Origin of the sequence: Collinsella sp. AF25-2LB (genome assembly GCF_003458415.1) — a bacterium.
Lineage (GTDB): Bacteria > Actinomycetota > Coriobacteriia > Coriobacteriales > Coriobacteriaceae > Collinsella.
In genome coordinates, this window is record NZ_QRUF01000014.1 from 1 (window position 1) to 25,638 (window position 25,638).

Here is a 25,638-nt window from a genome sequence, read left to right on the forward strand (position 1 = left end):
GCCTCCCATTTCTTGTGTCCAAGAAATGGGAGGCAGTTCAGAATGGGCTGTGGGGTTTTCCTTTACCCGTCGAGCTAATTCACGCAACAAAAAGGACTGCTCCGCATCTCATCCTAAGAGAGATACGGAGCAGTCCTGCAATTACATCTAATAGCAGAAGCGTAGATTAGCGACGGGCAGCCTTCACAAGCTCGGCGACCTTGGCGACGACCTCGTCGATCGCCACATCCTCGCGCTCACCCGTGGCACGGTCCTTGAGCTCAACGGTGCCATTCTTAAGGCCACGCTTACCCAGAACGACCTGAAACGGGAAGCCCATAAGGTCGTTGTCGGCAAACTTAAAGCCGGGACGCTCGTCGCGGTCGTCGACGACAACCTCGATACCCTCGGCGCACAGGCCATCAACGATCTGCTCGCAGACGGTAGCGCACTCCTCCTTCTTGGGATCGAGCGGAATCACCGCGACCTCGTACGGGGCAACGGAGACCGGCCAGACGATACCGTGCTCGTCGTTGTGCTGCTCCACGACGGCAGCGAGCGAGCGGGACACACCAACGCCGTAGCAGCCCATGATGAGCGGCTTCTCCTTGCCGTCCTCGTCCATAAAGGTGGCACCCATGGCCTCGGAATACTTGGTGCCCAGCTGGAAGACCTGGGAGACCTCGATGCCGCGAGCAGCGGAGAGCGGCTTGCCGCAGTGCGGGCAGGGATCGCCGGCCACAACGGTTACCAGGTCGGCCCACTCGTCGACGGTAAAGTCGCGCTCGGGGCAGGCACCGGTAAAGTGATAGTCGACCTCGTTGGCGCCGCAGGCCCACTGCTTAGACTCACGCAGGCTCTCGTCACACACCAGGCGGATGCCCTCGGGCAAGTTAACCGGTCCGATAAAGCCCTTATGCAGACCATAAGTCTGGAGCTCCTCATCAGTCATCATTCGATAGCCCTTGCCAAAGACATGCTCGGCCTTGCAATCATTGAGCTCGTGGTCGCCCGGAACAATGGCCACGACTGGCTTGCCCTCGGCGTCAATGAGAGCCAAGGACTTGCGTGTACCGTTCTCGGGGAAGCCGAAGAACTTTGCAACGGCCTCGATGGTGCCCATGCCCGGAGTCTCGACCTTGGTAAGCGTACCGTCGCCAGGACCCTCGGTCACGACGACCTTGGTGCTTGCCGCCTCGTCATCGGCAGCAAAGCCGCAATCGTCGCAGTAGACCAGCGAAGCCTCGCCAGCGTCGGCCAAAGCCATGTACTCAACGGAGGTATCGCCACCGATCTCACCAGAGTCGGCAACAACAGGCAGGGCCTTGATGTAGCAGCGCTCGCAGATGTTAGCGTAGGCCTGCTTCATCTTGTCATACTCCTCCTGCAGGCTCTCCTGCGTGGCGGAGAAGCTGTAGGCGTCCTTCATGATGAACTCGCGACCGCGCATCAGGCCAAAGCGGGGACGGAACTCGTCGCGGAACTTGTCCTGAATGTGGTAAAGGTTGACAGGCAGCTGCTTATAGGAGCGCAGCTCGTTGCGCACCAAGGCCGTGACGGTCTCCTCGTGCGTGGGGCCCAGGACGAACTCGCGACCATGACGGTCGTCAAAGCGCACAAGCTCCTTACCATAGGCGTCGATGCGGCCGGACTCGCGCCACAACTCGGCGTCGACCATGATAGGCATCATAAGCTCCTGGGCGCCGGCGGCGTCCATCTCGTCGCGCACGATGTTCTCGATCTTGCGAATCGAGCGCCAAGCAAGCGGCAGGTAGGAATATAGACCGGCGGCCTCCTTGCGGATCATGCCGGCACGGAGCAGCAGACGGTGGCTGGCGAGCTCAGCGTCCGCCGGATCCTCTTTAAGCGTCGGCGCATAAAGCTTAGACATATACATTGCTCGGGTCATTTATTTCTCCTCAATAAGCTTGTCGACCTCGGCCATAAGCGCGTCGACAATTTGGTCCTCAGCTACTTTACCAATGATCTGGCCATGCGAAAAGAGCAAGGCCTGACCACGTCCGCAAGCAACGCCCAGATCGGCATCAGAAGCCTCGCCGGGGCCATTAACGGCACATCCCATCACAGCGATCGAAAGCGGCGCGGAGTAGTTCTTAAGCCGCTCGGTAACCTCCTCGGCAATGGGAATAAGGTTAACCTGGCAGCGGGCGCATGTGGGGCACGAGACAATCTCGGGGCCACGGCGACGCAGGCCCAACGACTGCAGAATACCCCAGGCAACCGGCGGCTCCTCAACCGGATTGGCTGTGAGCGACACACGCATGGTGTCGCCAATGCCTTCGGAAAGCAAGATACCCAAGCCTACAGAGCTCTTGATGGTGCCCTGGAGCTTGGTCCCCGCCTCCGTCACGCCCAGGTGAAGCGGAACGTGGGGAATCTCACGCGACAGGGCTCGATAGGTATCGAGCGTCGTCTGTACGCTATGGGCCTTGGCGGAAAGCACTATGTTGGTAAACCCACGATCCTCAAAGTGCCGCACAAAGCGCTCGCTCGACATCACGAGCTTTTCGGGCTGCGTGAGGTCATCGCGCTCGGCGATATCCTGCTCAAGCGAACCGGCATTGACGCCGATACGAATCGCACAGCCCGCAGCACCCGCAGCATCAATCACCGCGTCGACCTTAGCCCAATCGCCGATATTGCCGGGATTGATGCGGAGCTTGGCGGCACCGGCCTCCACAGCGCCAATGGCCAGCTTGTGGTTAAAGTGGATATCGGCAACGATTGGCACCGGAGACTCGGTACAGATGGTGCGGAAACCCTCAAGCGCGGCCTCAGTGGGCACGCTCACACGCACGATATCGCAGCCAGCCTGCGCCAACGCGCACACTTGCGCAAGTGTTGCCTGGGCATCAGCGGTATCGGTGCAGGTCATGGATTGGACCACCACCGGCGCACCGCCACCGATCTGCACACCGCCCACATGCACGGGGCGCGTCAAATCGCGAGGCAAAGGATGGGATAAAGACAATCCAAACACTCCCCTACAGAATAAATCGAAGGATGTCGGAACGAAGCATATAGACAAACAGCAGCGCAAAGAGCGCGATGCCCACATAGCTCACAATCGTCTGGACCTTGAACGGAAGCTCGCGGCCAGCAATCTTTTGAATGATCTCGATGACCAGCTTGCCGCCATCGAGTGGTGGGATGGGCAGCAGGTTCATAAAGCCAAGCGAGAACGAAATGAGGGCGGCAAACGAAAGGAACGTGGCAGGGCCGGCAGCAGCAGCCTGTGAAGACATAACGCTAATGCCCACAATCGAAGAAGACTGATCGAGAATCTCCATCGTATGCTGCGGCTGGAGCAGGCGCATCACGCCCTCCGCTGTCTGCACGACATAGGAGAACGAAAGGCGAGCCGACGTGATGGGGTCTAAACGGACCACCTGCGTAGAGGCATACACACCTAGGCGCTCGTCCTCTTTGAGCGCAACCGAGGTCGAATGCTGCTTGCCGTCGCGCTCATACTCAATGGCGATATCGTCCTTACCGGCGGCCTTGCCGATAGCATCGTAAACGTCCATCCAGGTAGAGCACGATACTCCGTCAACCGAAAGGATCGCGTCGCCGCCCTCGATACCCGCCTTGGCGGCAATAGACCCCTCGTCAACCTGACCAATCACGTTGGTATCCATCGGCACGGTGACACCCGCAATAGAGTAGATGCTCATAAGCAGCAAAAAGCCCGTCAGGATATTGACGAGAATGCCCGCGAGCAGCATAAAGGCGCGCTTGAGAAAACCCTGGCCCAGATAAGTGTGCGAGCGCTCTTGCGCCAAGAAATCAGCCTCGCCGCACGGCAGCTCCCACACATCGCCCTCGGTAGTCGCATGTTCTCGATCGAAACGGCGGCCGTCAAAGGTGGTGTAACCCGCCGCGTCTCGCGGCAGCGTCTGATACTTGGTGGGATAGTAGCTCGGCGAGGGCTTCTCCCCTTCCTCATACCAAGGCGCGATAGAGCCCCAACCCAAGAGCAAGGCGCATGCCTCGAGCACAACCTCCTCGGATAGCTCGAGCTCGACAGCAAGGTCGGCCACGGTCACGCGACCATGACGATAGATAGCCGCGAGCACGCGATCGGCGCAGGAGACGTCGGTCGGATCCATACCGCAGATGGCAGCGTAGCCACCCAGCAGCAGCGGGGTCACGCCAAACTTGGTTCCAATGCGACGCGACGTGTAATGGATGTCAAAGCGGCACGGCAGGCCCAAAAAGAACTCGGTCACACGGACGCCGCAGGCACGCGCCGCCAAAAAGTGGCCGCCCTCGTGCAAAAACACGAGGACGGAAAGCATCAGCAGGCCCCAAAAGACCGATGAGAGAACGCTCAGAACAGTATCCATAAAACGAAAAAGCAATCCTTATGGGTTAGGAACGGGTTGCGGCGAGCACCTGCGCAGCCTTTTCACGCGCCCACGCATCGATGTCGCGAAGCTGCTCAAACGAATCGACCGCCTGCATATCGTGGGCATCCATGCAGGATTCTACAATGCGATCGATATCGGTAAAGCTGCAGCCATCGTGCAGGAAGGCATCGACAGCGACCTCGTTGGCGGCATTGAGCACGCACGGCATGGTGCCACCCGTCTTGCCGGCACGCTCGGCCAGTGCCAGACAGCGGAAGGTATCCATGTCGGCAGCATCAAACGTGAGCTGCCCCAGCTCGCGGAAATCGATACGAGGCGCCGGGGTATCCCAACGCTCGGGATACGAGAACGCGAACTGGATGGGAATACGCATGTCGGAAGCACCGAGATGCGCCATCACGGAGCCGTCGGCGAACTCGACCATAGAGTGAATCTTGGACTGACGCTGCACGACCACGTTAATGAAATCGAGGCCGCAGTTAAACAGATGCATGGCCTCAATGCGCTCCAGGCCCTTGTTCATGAGGGTAGCGGAGTCGATGGTGATCTTGGCGCCCATGGCCCACGTGGGATGTGCGAGGGCATCGGCACGCGTCACGCGATTGAGCTCGTCGCGCGTGCGGCCAAAGAACGGACCGCCCGAGCAGGTGAGCCAAATACAATGAGCCTCGCGCGGGTCCTCCCCCAGATAGCACTGGTAGATGGCGGAGTGCTCAGAGTCGACTGGAATAAGCTGGCCCGGTTGCGCCAACGGCATAAGCAAGTCGCCACCGACGACGAGGGACTCCTTGTTGGCAAGGGCAAGGCGCTTATTCGAGGTCAAGGCCGCATGGCTCGCCTCGAGACCGGCGGCGCCCACAATAGCAACGAGCACGCAGTCGACATCGTCGCGACGCGCGAGCTCGCAAACCGCCTGCGCGCCAACGCCGAGCTTCGTTCCCTCGGGCAACTCCTGCAGCACGGCGTCATCGCCATGAGCGACATCGGCCACGGCAACCGCCGGAACCGAGAACTCGCGGGCAGCGGCAACGAGCTCGGAGGTACTGGAGTTAACGGATAGCGCCGTCACCTGCAGGCGATCGGCATGCTGGCGGCACACATCGAGCGCCTGGGTGCCGATAGAGCCCGTACAACCCAGGATGGCAACACGGAGACGTCCATCGGGGCCATACGTCGTCTGGAAGGACATTACAGCACGCCTCCGATCATCAAAAGCAGCTGCGCGGTAATGCAGCCAAAGATAAGCGAATCGCTACGATCGAGCATGCCGCCGTGGCCCGGGATAAGGTTACCGGAATCCTTAACGCCCACACCGCGCTTGATGCGCGACTCGATGAGGTCTCCGATAACGCCCAGGACGGACACGACCACGCCGCACAGCAGCGCATAGGGCAGGCTGAGCTTGTAGAAGTGCGTCGCCCACAGGATGAGCCAAATCAAAACCGAGCCCAGGATGCCGCCGACAAACCCCTCCCAGCTCTTTTTGGGAGAGATCTTGGGAACCATCTTGTGCTTGCCGATACGGCTACCCACGATGTAGGCAAACGAATCGGAGACCCAAAGGGACGCGCAAACGCCCACCGAAAGCAGGGCGCCGGCAAAACCGGGCACGGCATCGCGCAGCAGCACGATAGCCGACAGCATAAAGCCAGTGTAGATGGGACCCATGAGCGTCACGGCCACATCAGAGATGCGGGTACGCGGCGACCAAACATACCAAATGCCCACAGCGAGCATCAGGGCAAAAAGCAGGGCATTCAGCAACATCGAATCGCCCAACGCCGACAGCGGAAAGAGTACGGCGGCAGCGATACCCATGCGCTCGTTAGCCATCTTGCCATCGAGCCTCGTCATACGGAAAAACTCATAGCAGCACAGACCGCTCATGACAGAAACAAAGATGGCCGTGGGCACAATACCCAAAACCAGGCACAGGATAAAGACAACGGCATAGACGATACCGGCGGCGGCACGGGTGATAAAGCCGGCAAGCCACGAACCGGTGCCATTCTTCGCTGCGGGCGCTCCCGCAGCGACAGCCTTGCGCTCAGATGTCTTGGGAGCAATTGCCTTGGGACGATCGGACACGATTAAGCCTCCTCGGTCTTGCTCAGACCACCAAACCTACGGTCACGGCCCTGATAGGCCAAAATGGCGTCGACAAGGCCCCAACGATCAAAGTCGGGCCAATAGGTATCGGTGACGTAGAATTCGGAATAAGCCACCTGCCACAGCAGATAGTTCGAAAGGCGCAGCTCACCAGAAGTGCGAATCACAAGCTCAGGATCGGGAAGGCCAGCGGTATAGAGGTGGGAAGCCACCATGTCGTCATCAATTGCGCCAGGATCGATCTTACCGGCGGCAGCGTCGAGTGCGATCTGACGGACAGCGCGGGTAATCTCGGCACGCGCGCCGTAGTTGACGGCAAGCGCCAGCGTCATGCCGGTGTGATTGGCGCACTCGGCAAGACCTCGCTCAAAGACATCGCGGGTCTTCTTAGGCAGTGCGGAAATATCGCCCAAAAAGACAACGCGAACGTTTTCGCGCTTAAGCAGCGGCAACTCATCGATAAACGTCTTGGCAAACAAATGCATCAAAACGTTGACCTCGTGCTGCGGACGATTCCAGTTTTCGGTGGAAAACGCATAGGCCGAAAGGACGTCGACACCCAAGCGCACGCATGCGGTAATGATCTCGCGCAGGGAGACGATACCCGCCTTGTGGCCCTCGGTGCGTGCAAGACCGCGCGACGTGGCCCAACGACCGTTACCGTCCATGATGCACGAGATATGGTGCGGAATGTTATTAAGGTCAAGGTCGGAAAAACCGACGCCCGCAGGGGCGTCGGCAAAGTACTCGACCAGTTTATGCTCGTCGTATTGCACCTTAGATCTCCATGACCTCGGCTTCTTTTTCCTTCAGAAGCTCCTCGACCTTGGCGACATACTCATCAGTGTGCTTCTGGACCTTGGCCTGCTCGCGACGGACATCGTCCTCGGTGAGCTCCTCATCGCGCTCGAGCTTGTTGTTGAAGTCGCGACGGATGTTACGGATAGACACCTTGGCCTGCTCGGCGTACTCGCGGCACTCCTTGACGAGCTCGCGACGGCGCTCCTCAGTGGGAGCCGGGAACGGAAGACGAACGACGGTGCCATCGGAGTTGGGGGTAATACCCAGATCGGAAGCGCCGATGGCCTTGACGATAGCATTGATGAGTGCCTTGTCCCACGGCTCGATGAGCAGCATGTGGGCCTCGGGGGTCTTGACGGCGGCAACCTGCGTGACCGGCGTGGGAACACCGTAATAATCGACGGTGATGTCGGACAGAATGTTGGCATTGGCACGGCCGGTACGGACCTTGGAGAAGTTATGCTTGAGGGACTCGAGCGACTTGTCCATATGGGCGGTGATGTTCTCTGCCATGCTTAATCCTCCTGATAGACGAGCGTGCCGACGGGCTCACCCGAAAGCGCGCGCTTGACGGTGTCCTCGCCATCGATGTTGAGGACCAAAATCGGCATACGGTTATCCTGGCACAGTGCCGTAGCCGTGGAATCCATAACCTGCAGACCGCGGACAAGAACCTCGTGGTAGGTAATCTTGTCAAAACGGACAGCATCGGCGCACTTGACGGGATCTTTGTCGTAGATGCCGTCAACCTTGGTGGCTTTAATCAGAATCTCGGCGCCGATCTCGCACGCACGAAGAGCCGCGGCGGTGTCGGTCGTAAAGTACGGATTGCCCGAACCGGCAGCAAAAATAACGACGTTGCCCTTGGAAAGGTGGTTGATGGCGCGACGACGAATATAGGGCTCGCAGATCTCGTTCATCTGGATAGCGCTCATCACGCGGCAGGGAACATCGTTGTGCTCGAAGGCATCCTGCAGGGCGAGCGCGTTCATAACGGTCGCGAGCATGCCCATATAATCGGCCTGAGCACGCTCCATGCCACCGGCAGCGCCGGCCATGCCGCGGAAAATATTGCCGCCGCCGACAACGACGCCGACCTCATGGCCAACGGCTAGCAGCTCCTTGACCTGCTTGGCAAGATGGTCGGTAACCTTGGGGTCGATGCCATATTGGCCGTCGCCCATCAGTGCTTCGCCGGAAAGCTTAAGAAGCACGCGTTTATATCGGATGTCGGACAAAGCGATCCTCCTTTAATTAGACTCTCAATATGATATCAAAGGCTCTGATAAGAGCCATGAAAAAGCAGGCTGTGAGTAAAACCCACAGCCTGCTCATTACCAGCTACAAGAGCTTATTTACTCGCCACGGACCAGACGGTCAAAGGCAACGACGGTAATGGTGTCGCCGAGCTCCTTGGAGACCTGCTCAGCGTACTTCTTGATGGTGAGGGAGCTGTCCTTGATGAACTCCTGCTCGGTGAGCACGGACTGCTTGTAGAACTTCTCCAGACGGCCGACAGCCATCTTCTCCTGGATAGCCTCGGGCTTGCCGGACTCGGCAGCCTGGGCCATGTAGATCTGCTTCTCGTGCTCGACGGTCTCGGCCGGAACCTGATCGCGGGTAGCGCAGATCGGGGCGACGGCAGCAACCTGAAGGGCAACGTCGTGAGCGAAGGTCTTGAAGGACTCAGCCTGAGCGGTCTCGGCCTTCTCGAAGGCGAACTCGACGAGGACGCCGATCTTACCACCCATGTGGATGTAAGAAGCGAGCGCGCCGTTCTCGGCCTTGCGGGCAGCGAAGCGGGAGATCTTCATGTTCTCGCCCATGATGTGAATCATCTCGGTGAGCTCGGAGGAAACGGTCTCCTCGCCCATCGGCTTCTCGAGCAGAGCGTCGACGTCAGCAGGCTCGGTGGTAGCGACAACCTCAGCGACCTTGGAAGCAAAGCCGGTGAACTTGGCGTTGGAGCCAACGAAGTCGGTCTCGCAGGAGAGCTCGAGCAGAGCGCCGGTCTTGCCATCCTCGGAGACGAACGCGGCGACAGCGCCCTCGTTGGTCTCACGGCCAGCCTTCTTGGCAGCCTTGGCAAGGCCGTTCTTACGCAGAACGTCGACAGCGGCGTCCATGTCGCCGTCAGCCTCGACGAGAGCCTTCTTGCACTCCATCATCGGGGAGTCGGTCATCTCGCGGAGCTGCTTGACCATAGCGGCGGTAATCTGGGCCATTGTGGTTCCTTTCAAAGAGATGAAAAAGAATTAACTAAGACTGATTTACTCGGCCTTGGGCTCAGCGGCCATCTCGGCCTCGGAGACCTGCTCCTTGCCGGAGCCAGCGAGGCAGGCGTCAGCCATGAGCTCGCACATAAGGGTGACAGCGGAGATAGCGTCATCGTTGCAGGGGATGCCGTACTCGACCTCGTCGGGATCGGAGTTGGTGTCGATCAGGGCGACGACGGGGATGTTCAGGCGCTGAGCCTCCTTGATGGCGTTCTCCTCGCGCTTGGTGTCGATGACGAAGAGAGCCTGGGGCAGACCCTTCATGTCGCGGGCGCCACCGAGGTTGGTCTGGAGCTTGGTGAGCTCCTTGCCGAGAACAGCCTGCTCCTTCTTGGGCAGAACAGCCATGCGGCCGTCCTCGACCATGGCCTCGAGCTCCTCCATGCGGTTGATGCGGGAGCGGATGGTGACGAAGTTGGTCAGCATACCGCCGAGCCAACGCTGGTTGATGTAAGGCATGTTGGCGCGCTCAGCAGCGTTCTTGACGGCCTCCTGAGCCTGCTTCTTGGTGCCGACGAACAGCACGTTGCCGCCCTTAGCGACGTTCTTGACGAATGTATAGGCCTGGTCGGCGTCGAGGATGGTCTGCTTGAGGTCGAGGATGTAGATGCCGTTGCGCTCACCAAAGATGAACGGCTTCATCTTGGGGTTCCAGCGACGGGTCTGGTGACCGAAGTGGCAGCCGGCCTCGAGCAGGGTGCGGATATTAATCTTGGTAGCCATGTTAAACCTCCTGTGGTTTGCCTCCGCGCGGGGTCATCCTCCAAAACCAACCCGGACATGTGCTACCAAAGCCCGGGCACCACGGTATGAAGTAGCCGCGCGTGCGTGATAAAAACATGTTGCCGTGAAGCAACCCGATGAATGATAGCAGGAATGCTTCTTTCTGCCAACCCGCAATCAAAACCACACACCTGAGTGCGGCGCGGGACGTCCCAGCCACTATTCGCCGCGGGGATGGGCTTGAGCCACGGCACGCTTGAGCCGATCGGGCGTGAGATGCGTGTAGATTTGCGTCGTGGACAGGCTCGCATGACCCAGCAGCTCTTGAACCGAGCGCAGGTCCGCACCGCCCTCAAGCAAGTCGGTCGCAAAGGTATGGCGCATCGCATGCGGGGCGATGTCGGCCGGAATGCCGGCGAGCGTCGCCAGCGTATGGAACCGCCGCCGGAGCATGGCGGCGCTCATGCGATTGCCACGCGCCGATATAAGCAGCGGATGCGGCCCAGTAGCGAGGTCGCGGCGCTTTGCCTGAGCGAGCAACTCCGGCCTCCCCTCCTCAATATAGAGACGCGTCACATCGAGCGCACGACGATACAGAGGGACGATACGCTCCTTGCTCCCCTTGCCCCAAAGTCGCAGCGTTCGCTCGGACCAACCAATAGACTCCACGTTGAGCGCCGCGAGCTCCGAGATTCGCGCGCCGGAGGCATAGAGCAACTCAAGCATCGCCGCATCGCGCAGTCCCGCGGGCGTCGAGGTATCAGGCGTCTTGAGCAGCGCCTCAACCTGCTGGGTCGTAAGGACACCCGGCAGGTCACGCGGCAGCCTGGGCGATGCGATCGCCGAGACCGCATCGCCCTCGACAATCCCCTCGGCAGCCATCCAGCGATAGAGAGATCGAATAGCCGACAGGTGCGCCGCAAGCGTTCGGGGAGCCACCTGCTCACGCGAAAGCTCGGCAAGATAGCGACGAATGGTGCGCACGTCGGCAGCGAAAGCATCGATATCCTCGCGCTCGCACCAGGCAGCGAAGCGCTCCAGCCTCGAGCCATAGGCCGTCACCGTGTTGGGAGAAAGTCCCTCGACGCGTGCGATATAGGCGATAAACGAGTCGACGGTGTCGTACAGGTCAAAGGCTATGACCGGTCGCCTCCAAACAAGTCGGAACGCGTGGCCAAGTAGGCATCGAGGGCCTCGAGCGCACGGTCCGCATAGGCCTGGTAGCGGTCGCGCTTGCTGCGGCGCTTACCATCCTCGAGTGGCGGCACCAGGCCAAAGTTGACATGCATGGGCTGATAGCCCACGGTGGCAGGATCGGTCGCATAGCCCACGAGCGCACCTAGGGCGCCCACACGCGGCAACTCGACGCCCGCGGCACCGATAGCCTCGGCATAGGTGTTGAGCGCCGCGAGAAGACCGGTCGCCACGGCTTCCATGTACCCCTCGGTGCCGGTGATCTGACCGGCCAGGCGCACACCGGTACCGGGCACGGCAAAGGTGCCATCGAGCACATGCGGGGCGTCGACAAAGGTATTGCGGTGCATGACACCGTAGCGGAAGAACTCAGCGTTCTCCAGGCCCGGCACCATATGGAAGACGCGCTTCTGCTCGCCAAAGGTCAAGTTGGTCTGGAAGCCAACCAGGTTATAGGCGGTCTTCTCCTTGTTCTCGGCACGCAGCTGAATTGCCGCCCAGGGGCGACGTCCGGTACGCGGGTCGGTGAGGCCGACGGGCTTCATGGCGCCAAAGCGAATGGCGTCCTTGCCGGTGCGCGCAACTTCCTCGGCAGGCTGGCAGGCCTGGAACAGATCGCCGCCCTCAAAGTCTTTGAGCACCACGCGGTCGGCCGTGGTAAGCGCCTCGATAAAGGCCTCGTACTCTTCCTTATTGAGCGGAGCGTTGAGATAGTCGCCGCTCCCCTGCTCCTCGTAGCGCGACTGCGAGAACAGCACGTCCATATCGAGCGTGGAGGCATCGACGATCGGCGCCGCGGCATCGAAAAACGCAAGGGCGTCGCCGCCGACGAGCTTCATGACCTCTTCGCTCAGCGCCGGTGAACACAGCGGGCCCGCGGCAATGACCACCTGGCCCTCGGGAATCTGCGTGACCTCGCCGTGCACGACCTCGATATTGGGACGAGCGGCAACCTCGGCCTCGACAAGCTCGGAAAACTTGACGCGGTCGACCGCCAAGGCGCCACCGGCGGGAACAGCCGCGCGATGGGCGCAATCGAGCAGGACTGAACCCATGCGCTCAAGCTCGGCCTTCAGCAAACCAGCCGCGGAATCCGGACGGGTCGACTTAAACGAATTGGAGCAGACGAGCTCTGCCAGGTGATCGGTATGGTGGGCCGGGGAGCTCACCTGGGGGCGCATCTCGCACAGCTTTACGGCAAACCCGCGATCTGCCAGCTGGATCGCGCACTCCGAACCCGCCAGACCGCCACCGATAACTGTCACCTGATCGAACTGCATCTGCAAACACCTTTCTAATTGACACGTTTTCCATTGTGACCGAAGGGCGTCTGGGCGTGAAGGGCAAACTTGGAGGGCGCATACCTTCCATCCATCATGCGCTCGATAAGGCCCTCGAGTTCAAGCGAACCCAAGAGTTTGAGTACGCCAACTGCATCGAGCGAGACGAGCGCCGCGATGTCGTCGACCTTGAGCGGAGATGCGATGAGCGCATGCATCACGGTCTGCTGCGTTGGATCCAGGTCGGCAATGCCGGGAGCATCGGGGCGCGAGTAGCGCAGGGTTCCGTAGATGCGTGAGATAGCCATCTCGATAGATTCCTCGTCGATGATGCAGCAGGCACCGTTCGCAATGAGGTAATTCGTGCCACGCGACTCGGGCGATAGGATCGACCCCGGCACGGCAAGAAGTTCGCGCCCCAAATCCATAGCAGCCTCGGCTGTAGAAAACGTCCCAGAAGGCATACCCGCCTCGGATACAAAGAGGGCTTGCGACAGGGCCGCGATCACGCGATTGCGGCGCGGAAAGGCGAACTTGCGCGGACCCATGCCCCACGGAGAGATCGACACGACCGCGCCACCCGTATCGAGCGTGCGAGTAATAAGCCCCGCGCTCGAACGCGGGTAGACCACGTCGGCGCCCGTCCCCAGCACCACGACGTGTTTGCCGCCGGCGTTGACCGCAGCCCAACCCGAGGCCTGGTCACAACCGACCGCGCCGCCCGAAACTACCGTCACTCCCGCCTCGACCGCCACCTTTGCCGCAAGCTCTGCCACGGCAAGACCATACGGCGAGGCCTTACGCGCGCCGATGATGGAGAGCGCGGGCGTCGAAAGCACCTCGGGGTTGCCACACACATAGAGCGTCTGGGGTACATCAGAAAGCTCCAAAACGGTCTCGGGATACAATGCATCACCTGGATGCAGCTCAAAGGTCCCCTCGGCCATCATTGGTCCCTCCTTCCCTGGTACATCGCCGCCTCGAGCACGTGGTCCTGCGTCACTTGCTCGCTCTCGGCGACGTCAGCGATTGTACGCGCGATACGCACCAGGCGTACGATGCCGCGGCCCGTGAGATGCGTGCGTTTGGATAGGCCGAGTACGCATTTCTCGGCAGCATCATCGAGCTCGAAGGTCGAAACGACGCCGTCAATGGACCGCGTCTCGTCATCCTCGGCCTCGGCATCCGCATCGTCCATACGGGACTCGCGCCAAGCGCGAAAAGCGCGACCGCGCACAACGTAGTCACGTAACTCGGCCGACGACATACCCTCTGCGCCCTCGATAATCACTTGAGGGTCGGGACGGGTCACATCGATCATCATGTCGATACGGTCGGCCAAAGGACCGCGCAGTTTAGACCGATAGCGCTCGACCATCGCCGCCGAGCAGCGACACGGTACCTCGCGATCGCCCAAAAAGCCGCAGGGGCAGGGATTGCTCGCAGCCAGCAGCTGAAAGCGCGACGGGAAGGTAAAAGCCCCATCGACGCGTACGATCCTCACGTAGCCGCGCTCGATAGGCTGTCTGAGCGTCTGCAGTACACCCGTGGGAAACTCGGCAAGCTCGTCCAAAAAGAGCACGCCGCCATGAGCAAGGCTGATCTCACCCGGGTGCACCGGGCGCCCGCCGCCGATAAGGCCTGCGGTCGAAATACTGTGGTGGGGACTGCGGAAGGGGCGGTGCCCCGCCAACAAGCCATCAATGTTCTCACCCAAAACCGAATGGATGCACAGTGCCTCCTGCTGATCCTCAACGGAAAGCTCGGGCAGGATGCCGGTCATACGGCGTGCGAGCATCGTCTTGCCCGATCCCGGAGACCCGATCATGAGCAAGCCGAGTTCTCCTGCCGCCGCAAGCGCCATGCCGCGTTTAGCGACTTCCTGCCCCAGCACGTCGGCATAGTCGAGCTCAGGCTCAAAGGTCGCTTCGACGCCCTCGGAATCCAAGTAGTGCCGCGCGGCATCGCCCATACCATGAGCAAGCTGAGACAAATGATCGATGAATCCGCAATCCACGCCCGCGAGTGGCACATGCTGGTCTGACCTGCCGGCGATAAAGGACAGCCCCAAATCACGCGCCAATAACTGAAACGCCACCTCGCCCTTGACAGGAAGCACCGTACCGTCCAAGCCAAGCTCACCAGCGATAAGACAACGATCGAGGTTGTCGCGGGGAATCTGCCCATCGGCCGCCAATACCGCGATGGCGATGGGCAGATCAAAGCCGCTACCGGTCTTGCGGATATCGCCGGGCGCCAGATTGACCGTAATGCCCGAGCGCGGGATCTCGAACCCGGCGGAGCGCATCGCGCAGCGAATACGACCGCGCGACTCCATCACCTCCATACTCGGTATGCCGAGCATCTGGATGCCCGGAACGCCGCCGGCAAGCGAGACCTCGACCGTGACGGGAATCGCCTCGACGCCGCGGATGCAGGCCGCGTGAACGGCAAACGTCTCGAACGCCATCACGACACCTGCCAATCGAACGCGTTGTACTGGTGCTCGATCTCGGCGATATGCCCGCCGCGAATGGTAACGCCCACGGCATCGAAGCGAATCGCCTTGAGCGGATAATGCTCCATGAGATAGCAACTTGCGATGCGGCGGTAGCGACGTTGCTTTTGGGCGTCCACGGCCTCCTCGGGAAAGACCCGCGTGCTGCAATCCAGCGCAACGCGTCTGGTCTTGACCTCGGCCATCACCACGACATCGTCGAGCTCATCGAGCAGCACCAGGTCGGCCTCGCCCTCGGTGCAACGATAACCCTGCTCCAGCAAGGTGTAGCCGCGCTCGTTAAAGTAGTCGATGGTGATCAGCTCGCCCAGCATGCCCAGCTCGCGAGGACTGAGTCCCTTGATAAACTCGGGCGTCATCGCCCCGCAGTCGAGCTTGCCGTTTTCCCAACACTCCTTGAGCTGCTGCGTCTTACTCTTTTTGCTTGCGGCACTCATGGGGTCTCCTTTCCCGCACACTGCATTGCCCCGATGATGAGAGCACCTTTCATGCGGGTAAGTACCGGAAGCAAACCAAAAGCTGACCAAATGCCGTCAAAAAACGGGCCGTACGCAGCAATGGTGTTGCATACGGCCCGCTACCAGCAGGTTTATAAAACCCCAGAGGTCCCTGTCTCCACAATTGACCTAGAAAAGGCGCTCAGTCTGCAGAAAGTTTCCGCAAAAGCTCACGCGGTGCAGCGGACAAAGTCCATGTTTGCGAATGGCCTCGATGTGCTCGGGGCTCGCATAGCCCTTCGACTCGGCCAGATGGTACTCGGGGTACTCGGCGTCGTACTCGACCATCATCTCGTCACGCGTGACCTTGGCCATGATGGACGCCGCGGCGATACAGGCGATCTTGGCATCGCCCTTCACCACGTCGCGCTCATTGGGAACGGCGCCCAAGGGGTTGCCATCCATGAGGACGCAGTCGGGTTCAAGTCCCGTATCGGCCACGGCGCCCGCGACGGCAACGCGGATGGCGCGGGCCATACCCATCTCATCGATATCCTTAGGCGCGATATGGCAAAAACCAATCGCCGTCGCCACCTCGGCAATCTTCACAGAGAGCAGCTCGCGGCGCGCCGGCGTGAGCTTTTTGGAATCGTTGATGCCCCAGACGCGCGGCTCCATGGGAAGGCACACGGCACACACGGTTAAGGGACCCGCTACCGAGCCACGGCCCACCTCGTCGACACCAACGACCACCCCATCGCCGCCAAGCTCATGCATAAGCTCGTACATGCCATTGACGCGCTCGCGCTCGGCAACCTCTTTGGAATGGCGTTTGAGGGCGCGTTCACAAGCCTTGATCACCTGCTGGCGCGGGTCCTCGCGATAATGCTCCACGAGGGCGGGGATCTCCTCAAACGTTGCGCTCGCCAGCTCTCCGGCAACCTGCGATGCCGAAACCGAGCTCGTCATATTGGCCATACCAGGCCCTCCTTGCATGCAAATCAGATAAAAAGAAGGGCCACCCGAAGGTGACCCTTACGTCCAAACGAGTGGACAGACGCTGCGATCTTCTTAGCGCTTCTCGGGGATGCGAGCAGCCTTGCCCACCTTGTCGCGGAGGTAGTACAGCTTGGCGCGACGGACGCGACCGTGACGAACGACCTCGAGCTTGGCGATCTTGGGGCTGTGAAGCGGGAAGGTACGCTCAACACCGACACCGAAGGACATCTTGCGGACGGTGAAGGTCTCGCGGGCACCGGCGCCGGCCATGCGGATGACGTCGCCCTGGAAGACCTGGATGCGCTCGCGGTCGCCTTCCTTAATGCGGTAGTGAACCTTGACGTTGTCGGCGACGCGAACCTGAGGAATGTCCTCGCGGATCTGCTGACGCTCGATTGCGCGGATGTAATCCATGTGCAATTCCTTACTCTTCTAGAGGTGCCGTACCACTCTGGCCGGCACGTAGTTGAACAAACGTATTCGAGTATACACGCGCGGGTTTCTGCTGCAAGAACAATTTTTTACGCAGACAAAAAGACAAAACCCGCACATGATAACCGTCCGCCTCACGAATGAGACGGACGGCATGAAGGGGGGCTACGTTAGGCGTCTGAACCCAAAACGTTAGGCGGAGCGCTTCGCCTCGAGCTTGGCCTGGGCGGCAGCCAGGCGTGCGAGGGGCACGCGGTAGGGCGAGCAGGACACGTAGTCCACGTCGGCCACATTAAACAGACCCTTGATGGACTTGGGGTCGCCGCCGTGCTCGCCGCACACGCCAAAGTGCATGTCGGGGTTGGTGGCGCGGCCCTTCTCGACGGCCATGCGCACCAGCTCGAGCACCGCCGTGTCAATGGTCTCGAAGGGGTTGTCCTTCAAGATCTTCTTGTGCATGTACAGCGGGATGAACTTAGCCTCGGCATCGTCACGAGAGAAGCCGAAGGTGGTCTGGGTGAGGTCGTTGGTGCCAAAGCAGAAGAAGTCGGCATGACGCGCGATCTCGTCAGCGACCATGCAGGCGCGTGGCAGCTCGAGCATCGTGCCCACGGGAATATTGAGCTCGACGCCCTCCTCGGCAGAAACCTCGGCGATTACCCGCTCGATGACCTCGCGGGTCTGGACATGCTCCGCCGTGATGGAGACGAGCGGAACCATGATCTCGGGTCGCGGGTCGACGCCCTCCTTGATAAGGCGGGCAGCAGCCGTGGCGACGGCGCGAACCTGCATGAGTGGCAGATCGCTAAAGACGACGGACAGGCGAACGCCGCGCAGGCCGAGCATGGGGTTCGACTCGACCATGCCGTCGATACGACGCAGGCGGGCGCGCAGGGCTGCAAGCTCTTCCTCGCTGGCGCCGGCGGCTTCCTTCTTGGTGATGGCGACCTCGAGCTCGCGAGGATTATCCAGGAACTCATGAAGCGGCGGATCGAGCAGGCGGACGACCACATCGCGACCGGACATGGTCTTGAACATCGCCAGGAAGTCCTCGGTCTGAACCTTGAGCAGGTCGGCCAGGGCCTGCTGCTTCACGGCCTCATCGTCAGACAGGATAAAGCTCTGGATGATGTTCTTGCGGTCGCCCAGGAACATGTGCTCGGTGCGGCACAGGCCGATGGCCTCGGCGCCAAACTCGAGCGCAAGCTCGGCATCCTCGGGATTGTCGGCGTTGACGCGCACATGGTTGGCATGGCCACAGGTCTCGTCCAGGCGAATCTCGTCGGCCCAGGACAGGATGGTGTCCAGATCGCCGGTAAGCTCGGCGGAGACCAGGTCGACGGCGCCGTCGACGACGATGCCCTGGGTGCCGTCGATGGAGATGACATCGCCCTCGCGCAGCACGCGGTCGCTGCCCTCGATGCGCACGACCTTCTCGGCGGCGTCGATATGGAAGCGCTCAACGCCACAGACGCAGGGCGTACCCATGCCGCGGGCGATAACGGCGGCATGACTCGTCTTGCCACCGTGGCTGGTCAGGATGCCCTCGGCGGCGACCATGCCCTTCAGGTCGTCGGGGTTGGTCTCCCAACGAACCAGAATGACCTTGTGGCCCTCGGCGGAACGCGTGACGGCGTCGTCGCTCGAGAACACGACCTCGCCCACGGCGGCACCGGGGCTGGCGTTCAGACCGCTGGCCAGCGCCTCGTACTTCTTGGAGGCGTCAAACTGCGGGTGCAGGAGTTGGTCGAGCTGCGCGGGATCGATGCGGCTCACGGCCTCCTCGCGGGTGATCAGGCCCTCCTCGACCATTTCGATAGCGATGCGCAGGGCGGCGGTGGCGGTGCGCTTGCCCACGCGGGTCTGGAGCATCCAGAGCTTGCCCTGCTCGATGGTGAACTCGATATCGCACATATCGCGATAATGATCCTCGAGCGTCAGGAACACGCGCTCGAGCTCCTCACCTGCGGACTCGAGGCCCGGGGTGGTCTTGAGGTCGGCAATGGGCTCGGTGTTGCGGATGCCGGCGACGACGTCCTCGCCCTGGGCGTTAACCAGAAAATCGCCGTAGAACTCCTTGGTGCCGTCGGCCGGATTACGCGTAAAGGCGACGCCCGTCGCAGAGGTCTCGCCCTTGTTGCCAAAGGCCATGGCCTGCACGTTGACGGCGGTGCCGAGGTCGTCGGAAATGCCATGCTGCTTGCGGTAGATGCAGGCACGCTCGTTCATCCAGCTGCCAAAGACGGCCTGGATGGCAAGGCGTAGCTGAAGCTCCGGGTCGTGCGGGAAGACGGGCTTGCCGTCAGCGACCTCGAGCTCGGGATACAGGGAGGCATCGACGTTCTCGGAGAAGATGCCCTTAAAGGTCTCGACGAGTTCCTGCAGGTCCTCAGCCGAAAGCTCGGAATCGACGCGAACGCCGGCGACCAGACGGGCCTGGGTCAGGGCGTTCTCGAACAGGTCGGCGTCAACGCCCATAACGACGTTGGAGAACATCTGAATAAAGCGGCGGTAGCTATCCCAAGCAAAACGCGGATTTTGCGTCTGGGCGATGAGCCCCTGAACGGAGTCGTCGTTGAGGCCTAAGTTGAGGACCGTGTCCATCATGCCGGGCATGGAGAACGGAGCGCCCGAACGAACCGACACGAGCAGCGGATCGGAGGCGTCGCCGAGCTTCTTGCCGCAGCGGGCCTCGAGGTCCGCCTCGGCAGCAACGATCTCATCGAGTGCGCCCTCGGGCCACACGTTGCCGGCACCGGAGTACTCGACGCAAGTCTGGCAGGTAATGGTAAAGCCACCGGGAACCGGCAGGCCGATGCGGCTCATCTCGGCAAGGTTTGCGCCCTTGCCGCCAAGCACGAAGTTCATGGACTTGTCGCCCTCAGTGACACAGGTGCCCTGGGCGTCGGTTCCAAAACGGTAAACCCTCTTGCAATCGCTCACGATACTTCCCCTTTCATGCACTTACGCGCACGACCGTGGTAACGAATCGACCCGCCAAATGCGGGCCGTGAGGGAACTATACGGCGGGTTTTGAGCGGGCTTAAGCAGAGGATGCGCGGTTTGGTAAACGTGCTAAAACTGGCGGTAAACGGTAGGTAAAGGTGGTTACCTTATGAATATACCACTGTAAGAAAGTGCAGGTCAGATGCGATATTTTTGCTAAATCGCTTTATCAAAATGCTGCTACTATTAGGCTCGACGGGCGGCGCGGCGGGCACGGGCTTCTTGGATTTCCTCCAAGTGGCTAATGATCTCGGCTGCGCTTTCCTCGATGGCCTTGCCGTCGGTACGCACCACAAAGCAGCCTAGGCGCTTCATGAGCGCACGGGCTTCCTCGAGCTCGCTGTGCACGCTCTCAGGCTCGGCATAGGAGCCGGCAACGGCACGAGCGTAGTCATCGCCCAAGCGGCTATCGCGAATTTCGGAAATCACATCGACGGTCGAAATCAGGCCGAACAGGCGCATCGGGTCGACCTCGTAAATCGACTTGGGCGGCTCCATGCCATGCGCCAGTGGGACATTGGCGACCTTGTAGCCCTGATAGGCCAAATACATCGACAGCGGCGTCTTGGACGTACGCGATACGCCCAGCAGCACGATATCGGCACCCGACAGATCGTCGCAGCCGCGCCCGTCATCGTGCTCAACGAAATACTCCATGGCCTCGATACGATGGAAATAGCGGTCATCGGTCTTGTGAATCACGCCCGCAACGCCCTTGGGCGGCACACCGATGAGCGACGACAGCACAGCGAGCGTCGGGCCGATCAGGTCGACCGAACGGATATGCAGCATGCCCAGGTAATCGAGCACACGGGCGCGAAGCGCCGGATCGACAATGGTGTGGAACACGGCAATATCGCGATGATCGGCATCGACGCGCGGACCCACAAACGACTTGACCTGCTCCACCGAGTTCACCTTGGGCAGGCGCAAGAGACGAAAAGCCCCTTCATCAAATTGCCCGGACGCCGCAAGCACCACCTCACAAGCGGTATCACCGAGCGAGTCGGAGATAACGATAACGGTGGGACGAGCGGTGACCGGGCAATCCATGCGGGGCTCCTTTTGCGCTTACACGCAGGCTGGCTTACTTTTTACGAGCAAGCTCACCGATGTTGGCGATGCCGGAGAAAACGGCCTCGAAGCGGTTGAGCAGCTTAAGGCGATTATCGCGGAGCTGCTCGTCCTTGTCCATGACCATGACCTCGTCGAAGAAACGGTCGATGGGCGCGCGCAGGGCGGCGAGGGCAGCAAATGCGGCCGGATAATCCTCGGCAGCAAGGGCGGCGTCGACAGCGGTCTGAGCAGCCTCGGAGGCATCGGCAAGCGCGAGCTCGACCTCGCCCATCAGGGCGCGGTCGTACTCCGCGCCCAGCTCGGGCTTGGAGATGTGCGCGGCGCGGGCATAGGCGGTCGCCAGGTTATCGAACGTCTCAGCGTCGTTCTTGCGGGCCTCGTCGAGGGCGGCGCAGCGGGCGAAGAAGACGGACGGGGCGATGATGTGCACCGCGGAGACGGCGGCAACGGTATCGGCCGGGATCTTTTCGTCGCGGGTCATGCTCACCAGACGGCCGTGGAAGAAGTCGCGAACCTGCTGAGCGACCTCGGCGGCGTCGAACTCGATACCCTGCTCGCTATAGAGCTCAAGGGCAAAGTCGATAAGCGACGTGGGATCGATCGGCAGACGGTCGCGCAGGATGTTGATGATGCCGATAGCGGCACGACGCAGCGCGTAGGGATCGGAGGAGCCGGTCGGGGGCTCGCCAATGGCAAAGATACCGGCGATGGTATCGAGCTTGTCGGCGCAGGCCACGATGCAGCCAGCGGTGCCCTCGGGCAGCTCGTCACCGGCAAAGCGGGGACGATAATGATCGCGAATGGCGTGGGCGACCTCATCGTTCTCCCCCATCGCGGTGGCGTAGTAACCGCCCATCACGCCCTGCTGGCTCGTGAACTCGACGACGGCGTTGGATACCAAGTCGGCCTTGCACAGGTGCGCGGCGCGAGCGGCATCGGCTGCCAGGTGAGCACCCAGGTGTGCCTCACGGGCAATAGCGAGCGCGAGCTGCTCGATGCGCTCGGACTTGGCGAGCACGCTACCGAGCTTCTCCTGGAAGGCGACCTTGGCCAGACGCTCGCGGAACTCGTCGAGGGAGATCTTCAGGTCCTCCTCGTAGAAGAACTTTGCATCGTCCAGACGGGCACGCACAACGCGCTCGTTGCCGTCGATCACGCGCTCGGCGTTCTCGGGCTTGCTGTTGGAGACGACCACGAACTCACGCGTGAGCTTGCCCTCGCCGTCATAGATCGGGAAGTAGCGCTGGTTGGTGAGCATGGACTCGCAGATGATCTCGTGCGGGACCTTGAGGAACTCCTCATCGAAGGTCCCGACGAGCACCGTCGGCCACTCGCAGAGGTTGATGACCTCCTCAAAGACCTTCTTGGGCGTATCGACATGGCAGCCGGGACGGGCAGCCTCGACCTCGGCGATACCGGCAAGGATGGCCTCGCGACGGCGCTCGGCAGAAAGCACGCCGGCGTCCTCGAGCACCTGCTCGTAGACGGCGGGGCTGGCGACCACATGGTCACCGGGGCCAAGCACGCGATGACCACGCGTGGTGTTGCCACTCGTCACGTCGGCAAACGACACGGGCACAACGTCCTCGCCCAGAAGGCAGCAGATCCAGCGGACCGGACGAACAAAGGTCGCATGCTCGTGACCCCAGCGCTGAGAGCGGTAGTTGGGCCACTGCAGGCCAGCGATAGTCTTCTCGCACAGGGCCGTCAGGATCGGGGTGGCCGGGGCGGAAGGGATGTTCTTCTCGGCAAAGACATACTCGCGACCGTCGGTGTCCTCGCGACGAACCAGATCCTCGGCAGCCACACCGCACTTGCGGGCGAAGCCCTGGGCGGCCTTGGTGGCGTTACCATCGGCATCGAAGGCGATGTTGGCCGCGGGGCCGCGCTTGACCTCGTGAACCTCGTCGGTCGCGGTGGCGACGTCGGCAACGAGCGCAGCCAGGCGGCGCGGGCTCGAGATCACACGGACCTCGCCGTGGGCCAGACCGGCCTCGTCGAGACCCTTGGCGATCATGGTGCCAAGCTGCTTGACGGCATTGTTCAGCGGTGCGGAGGGCATTTCTTCCGTACCGATCTCAAACAGGAAATCCTTAGCGTCTGCCATGGCTTACGCCACCTCGCCTTCCTGATCGGCATTCTCGTTGACTCCGGCGACCTCGGCCATGTAGGCCTCGCAGCACGCCTTGGCGACGGCGCGGACGCGCAGGATGTAGTTGGCACGCTCGACCGCGGACAGGGCGCCGCGAGCATCGAGCAGGTTGAAAGCGTGGCTGCACTTCATGACGCAGTCATATGCCGGCAGCGGCAGCTTGCGCTCCAGGCAGGAATGGCACTCGGCCTCGTAGTCGTCAAACTTCTGACGCATCATCTCGACGTTTGCGACCTCAAAGTTATAGGCACTGAACTCGCGCTCGTTCTCGAGGAACACGTCGCCATAGGTCATGGGCGTGCCGTCGGGCAGGTAGCTCCACACCAAGTCGTAGACCGAGTTAACGCCCTGCGCATACATGGCAATGCGCTCTAGGCCATAGGTGATCTCGACGGGCACGGGGTCGACCTCGATGCCGCCTACCTGCTGGAAGTACGTAAACTGCGTGACCTCCATGCCGTTGAGCCAGACCTCCCAGCCAAGGCCCCAGGCGCCGAGCGTCGGGCTCTCCCAGTCGTCCTCGACAAAGCGGACGTCATGGTCGTTGGGGTCCAGACCGATAGCGGCAAGAGACCCCAGGTAAAGCTCCTGGGCGTTGACCGGTGAGGGCTTGATGAGCACCTGGAACTGATAGTAGTGCTGCATGCGGTTGGGGTTCTCGCCGTAGCGGCCGTCGGCGGGACGGCGGCAAGGCTGCGCATAGCAGGTGTGCCACTCGGCGGGACCGAGCGAGCGCAGCGTGGTCGCGGTATGGAAGGTACCGGCACCGACCTCGGAGTCATAGGGCTGCATGATGACGCAGCCCTGCTCGCCCCAGTACTGCTGGAGGCGCAGGATGATGTCTTGGAAGGAAAGCGATGAAGCGTTCATGCCTCTAATATCCCCTCGTCGAAACGATTACACGGTTAGGTACTGTACTATAGCGGTTTTTAGTCGATAGCGCCCAGACGGTTGAGCGGCCAGTAACGCACGAGCGCCACGGCGATCAATTCGGAGCGGTCGACCGGGCCAAAGTAGCGGGAGTCAGCAGAGTTCTCGCGGTTGTCGCCCATCACCCACACGCACCCGTCGGGAACGGTGTAGGGATAGCTTACCTGAGCGCCGGGCGCTTGGACCGAAAGTGGCCAGCTCATGCCCGTCGTATAGTCCTCGTCGAGCGCTTGGCCGTCAACGACCACCTTGCCATCCTGCAGGTCGACCGTCTGCCCGGCCGTGGCAATAACACGCTTGACAAGAACATCATGCTCGGAGGTGCCATCGGGGTTGTGAAACACCACGATATCGCCCTGCTTGACGGGCTGACCGAGCTCGAGGCTCACCTTTTGTGCCAGGATCTGGTCGCCAATCTCGATCGTGGACTCCATGGAACCGGTGGGTACCACAAAGGGTTCGACCACAAACGAGCGAATCAAGAAGGTAGCGACCAGTGCGATCGCGACGACCACGATCCACTCAAACGCACCCTTTAGCACGGAATGCTGCGATGGAACCATCCTCACTCCTCGCTCTGCGAATACGAAGCGTCCAGAATCTCCTGCGCGTAAGCGCGCTCCTCGGGCGTGAGCCGCGCCGTCTCAATCAGATCGGGACGCCAACGACAGGTGCGCTCGATGGCGTTCTTACGACGCCACGCATCGACCTTAGCATGATCGCCGCTCACAAGCACCGGAGGCACGCCCTCGCCGTTGAACTCGGCAGGACGGGTGTACTGCGCGTACTCGAGCAGGCCTCCATCCTCGGCGGTCGAGAACGACTCGTCCACGTTGCTCATCTCGTCGCCCAGGGCGCCGGGAATCAGGCGTACGACGGCATCGGCAACGACCATAGCGGGAAGCTCGCCGCCCGTAAGCACGTAGTCGCCGATCGACAGACGCTCATCGGCATACGCATACGCGCGCTCGTCGACGCCCTCGTAGCGACTGCACACAAACAGCAGGCGCTCACTTTTGAGCAGGCGCTCGGCCACATGCTGCGTAAAGGGCTCGCCACAGGGGGTGAAGAACACAACCGTGGGCTTGGGACCCTCTGCGCTAATGGCCTCGATGGCCTCTGCGATAGGCTCGACCTTCATGAGCATGCCCTGCCCGCCGCCGTACGGCTCGTCATCGACGGTACGATGGCGGTCGTGCGTCCAGTCGCGCAGGTTATACGCCTTAAAATCAAAAAGGCCGGCCTTGCGGGCGCGGCCCAAAATCGATGTGGACATGACGGGCTCAAACATCTCGGGAAAGACCGAAAGGGTCTCGATCAGCATGTTGTCCTCC

General features: G+C 61.1%; 23 protein-coding genes. All 23 read right to left on the minus strand.

Annotated elements, in window-relative coordinates; translation table 11 throughout:
* Positions 1–166 precede the first annotated feature (166 nt).
* Positions 167–1,888: a proline--tRNA ligase gene (locus DWY51_RS07180; RefSeq protein ID WP_233504655.1), complete on the minus strand. Its 1,722-nt coding sequence runs from the start codon at positions 1,886–1,888 to the stop codon at positions 167–169.
* Positions 1,889–2,971: a flavodoxin-dependent (E)-4-hydroxy-3-methylbut-2-enyl-diphosphate synthase gene (gene ispG, locus DWY51_RS07185; protein WP_117770360.1), complete on the minus strand. Its 1,083-nt coding sequence runs from the start codon at positions 2,969–2,971 to the stop codon at positions 1,889–1,891. It lies immediately after the preceding gene.
* Positions 2,972–2,984: 13 nt separating this feature from the next.
* Positions 2,985–4,346, minus strand: a complete 1,362-nt coding sequence (locus DWY51_RS07190) for an RIP metalloprotease (RefSeq protein WP_117770361.1) — start codon at positions 4,344–4,346, stop codon at positions 2,985–2,987.
* Positions 4,347–4,371: 25 nt separating this feature from the next.
* Positions 4,372–5,559, minus strand: coding sequence for a 1-deoxy-D-xylulose-5-phosphate reductoisomerase (gene dxr, locus DWY51_RS07195; RefSeq protein WP_117770362.1), 1,188 nt, complete (start codon positions 5,557–5,559; stop codon positions 4,372–4,374).
* The gene (locus DWY51_RS07200) at positions 5,559–6,458 is read right to left on the minus strand and encodes a phosphatidate cytidylyltransferase (RefSeq protein WP_233504656.1); all 900 of its coding nucleotides are present in this window, start codon (positions 6,456–6,458) and stop codon (positions 5,559–5,561) included. Before DWY51_RS07200 ends, dxr begins: the two co-directional genes overlap by 1 nt.
* 2 nt (positions 6,459–6,460) lie before the next feature.
* Positions 6,461–7,255, minus strand: a complete 795-nt coding sequence (locus tag DWY51_RS07205; protein ID WP_055309876.1) for an isoprenyl transferase — start codon at positions 7,253–7,255, stop codon at positions 6,461–6,463.
* A 1-nt stretch (position 7,256) separates the two neighbouring features.
* Entirely contained in the window at positions 7,257–7,793 is a 537-nt protein-coding gene (frr, locus tag DWY51_RS07210) for a ribosome recycling factor (protein ID WP_006236112.1), read from the minus strand.
* A 2-nt stretch (positions 7,794–7,795) separates the two neighbouring features.
* Complete coding sequence (gene pyrH, locus DWY51_RS07215) at positions 7,796–8,518, minus strand: UMP kinase (RefSeq protein WP_035138557.1); 723 nt, start codon at positions 8,516–8,518, stop codon at positions 7,796–7,798.
* Positions 8,519–8,635: 117 nt separating this feature from the next.
* Positions 8,636–9,505: a translation elongation factor Ts gene (gene tsf / locus DWY51_RS07220; RefSeq protein WP_022094736.1), complete on the minus strand. Its 870-nt coding sequence runs from the start codon at positions 9,503–9,505 to the stop codon at positions 8,636–8,638.
* Positions 9,506–9,550: 45 nt separating this feature from the next.
* On the minus strand, positions 9,551–10,279 hold the full coding sequence (rpsB, locus tag DWY51_RS07225; RefSeq protein ID WP_006236109.1) for a 30S ribosomal protein S2: 729 nt from the start codon (positions 10,277–10,279) through the stop codon (positions 9,551–9,553).
* A gap of 219 nt (positions 10,280–10,498) precedes the next feature.
* A complete protein-coding gene (locus DWY51_RS07230) occupies positions 10,499–11,419 on the minus strand; it encodes a tyrosine recombinase (RefSeq protein ID WP_117770363.1) in 921 nt (306 codons plus the stop codon).
* Positions 11,416–12,753: a methylenetetrahydrofolate--tRNA-(uracil(54)-C(5))-methyltransferase (FADH(2)-oxidizing) TrmFO gene (gene trmFO / locus DWY51_RS07235; RefSeq protein WP_117770364.1), complete on the minus strand. Its 1,338-nt coding sequence runs from the start codon at positions 12,751–12,753 to the stop codon at positions 11,416–11,418. Before trmFO ends, DWY51_RS07230 begins: the two co-directional genes overlap by 4 nt.
* Positions 12,754–12,767: 14 nt before the next feature.
* Positions 12,768–13,703, minus strand: coding sequence for a DNA-processing protein DprA (locus tag DWY51_RS07240; protein ID WP_369832483.1), 936 nt, complete (start codon positions 13,701–13,703; stop codon positions 12,768–12,770).
* Positions 13,700–15,223, minus strand: coding sequence for a YifB family Mg chelatase-like AAA ATPase (locus tag DWY51_RS07245; RefSeq protein ID WP_055309873.1), 1,524 nt, complete (start codon positions 15,221–15,223; stop codon positions 13,700–13,702). The genes DWY51_RS07240 and DWY51_RS07245 overlap by 4 nt, the downstream gene beginning before the upstream one ends.
* The gene (locus tag DWY51_RS07250; protein ID WP_055309872.1) at positions 15,223–15,708 is read right to left on the minus strand and encodes a YraN family protein; all 486 of its coding nucleotides are present in this window, start codon (positions 15,706–15,708) and stop codon (positions 15,223–15,225) included. The genes DWY51_RS07245 and DWY51_RS07250 overlap by 1 nt, the downstream gene beginning before the upstream one ends.
* 189 nt (positions 15,709–15,897) lie before the next feature.
* Complete coding sequence (locus DWY51_RS07255; RefSeq protein WP_055309871.1) at positions 15,898–16,686, minus strand: ribonuclease HII; 789 nt, start codon at positions 16,684–16,686, stop codon at positions 15,898–15,900.
* Positions 16,687–16,779: 93 nt separating this feature from the next.
* A complete protein-coding gene (gene rplS, locus DWY51_RS07260; RefSeq protein WP_006236098.1) occupies positions 16,780–17,121 on the minus strand; it encodes a 50S ribosomal protein L19 in 342 nt (113 codons plus the stop codon).
* 210 nt (positions 17,122–17,331) lie between these two features.
* Positions 17,332–20,082, minus strand: coding sequence for a pyruvate, phosphate dikinase (gene ppdK, locus DWY51_RS07265; RefSeq protein ID WP_117770365.1), 2,751 nt, complete (start codon positions 20,080–20,082; stop codon positions 17,332–17,334).
* A gap of 249 nt (positions 20,083–20,331) precedes the next feature.
* Positions 20,332–21,198 (minus strand): pyruvate, water dikinase regulatory protein, encoded by an 867-nt coding sequence (locus tag DWY51_RS07270; RefSeq protein ID WP_117770366.1) that lies wholly within the window; start codon positions 21,196–21,198, stop codon positions 20,332–20,334.
* A 34-nt stretch (positions 21,199–21,232) separates the two neighbouring features.
* Entirely contained in the window at positions 21,233–23,329 is a 2,097-nt protein-coding gene (gene glyS / locus DWY51_RS07275; protein ID WP_117770367.1) for a glycine--tRNA ligase subunit beta, read from the minus strand.
* Between the two features lie 3 nt (positions 23,330–23,332).
* On the minus strand, positions 23,333–24,244 hold the full coding sequence (locus DWY51_RS07280; RefSeq protein ID WP_117770368.1) for a glycine--tRNA ligase subunit alpha: 912 nt from the start codon (positions 24,242–24,244) through the stop codon (positions 23,333–23,335).
* A gap of 59 nt (positions 24,245–24,303) precedes the next feature.
* Positions 24,304–24,867, minus strand: a complete 564-nt coding sequence (gene lepB / locus DWY51_RS07285; protein WP_055309866.1) for a signal peptidase I — start codon at positions 24,865–24,867, stop codon at positions 24,304–24,306.
* A gap of 2 nt (positions 24,868–24,869) precedes the next feature.
* A complete protein-coding gene (trmD, locus tag DWY51_RS07290; RefSeq protein ID WP_055285126.1) occupies positions 24,870–25,628 on the minus strand; it encodes a tRNA (guanosine(37)-N1)-methyltransferase TrmD in 759 nt (252 codons plus the stop codon).
* Positions 25,629–25,638: the final 10 nt, after the last annotated feature.

What these genes read in the sequence shown, in the direction of transcription:
- DWY51_RS07180 (WP_233504655.1), bottom strand. Translation starts at nt 1,888, where the DNA reads ATGACCCGAGCAATGTATATGTCTAAGCTTTATGCGCCGACGCTTAAA.
- DWY51_RS07190 (WP_117770361.1), bottom strand. Translation starts at nt 4,346, where the DNA reads ATGGATACTGTTCTGAGCGTTCTCTCATCGGTCTTTTGGGGCCTGCTG.
- dxr (WP_117770362.1), bottom strand. Translation starts at nt 5,559, where the DNA reads ATGTCCTTCCAGACGACGTATGGCCCCGATGGACGTCTCCGTGTTGCC.
- frr (WP_006236112.1), bottom strand. Translation starts at nt 7,793, where the DNA reads ATGGCAGAGAACATCACCGCCCATATGGACAAGTCGCTCGAGTCCCTC.
- tsf (WP_022094736.1), bottom strand. Translation starts at nt 9,505, where the DNA reads ATGGCCCAGATTACCGCCGCTATGGTCAAGCAGCTCCGCGAGATGACC.
- rpsB (WP_006236109.1), bottom strand. Translation starts at nt 10,279, where the DNA reads ATGGCTACCAAGATTAATATCCGCACCCTGCTCGAGGCCGGCTGCCAC.
- trmFO (WP_117770364.1), bottom strand. Translation starts at nt 12,753, where the DNA reads ATGCAGTTCGATCAGGTGACAGTTATCGGTGGCGGTCTGGCGGGTTCG.
- DWY51_RS07240 (WP_369832483.1), bottom strand. Translation starts at nt 13,703, where the DNA reads ATGATGGCCGAGGGGACCTTTGAGCTGCATCCAGGTGATGCATTGTAT.
- DWY51_RS07245 (WP_055309873.1), bottom strand. Translation starts at nt 15,223, where the DNA reads ATGGCGTTCGAGACGTTTGCCGTTCACGCGGCCTGCATCCGCGGCGTC.
- DWY51_RS07250 (WP_055309872.1), bottom strand. Translation starts at nt 15,708, where the DNA reads ATGAGTGCCGCAAGCAAAAAGAGTAAGACGCAGCAGCTCAAGGAGTGT.
- DWY51_RS07255 (WP_055309871.1), bottom strand. Translation starts at nt 16,686, where the DNA reads ATGGCCAATATGACGAGCTCGGTTTCGGCATCGCAGGTTGCCGGAGAG.
- rplS (WP_006236098.1), bottom strand. Translation starts at nt 17,121, where the DNA reads ATGGATTACATCCGCGCAATCGAGCGTCAGCAGATCCGCGAGGACATT.
- DWY51_RS07270 (WP_117770366.1), bottom strand. Translation starts at nt 21,198, where the DNA reads ATGGATTGCCCGGTCACCGCTCGTCCCACCGTTATCGTTATCTCCGAC.
- glyS (WP_117770367.1), bottom strand. Translation starts at nt 23,329, where the DNA reads ATGGCAGACGCTAAGGATTTCCTGTTTGAGATCGGTACGGAAGAAATG.
- DWY51_RS07280 (WP_117770368.1), bottom strand. Translation starts at nt 24,244, where the DNA reads ATGAACGCTTCATCGCTTTCCTTCCAAGACATCATCCTGCGCCTCCAG.
- lepB (WP_055309866.1), bottom strand. Translation starts at nt 24,867, where the DNA reads ATGGTTCCATCGCAGCATTCCGTGCTAAAGGGTGCGTTTGAGTGGATC.
- trmD (WP_055285126.1), bottom strand. Translation starts at nt 25,628, where the DNA reads ATGCTGATCGAGACCCTTTCGGTCTTTCCCGAGATGTTTGAGCCCGTC.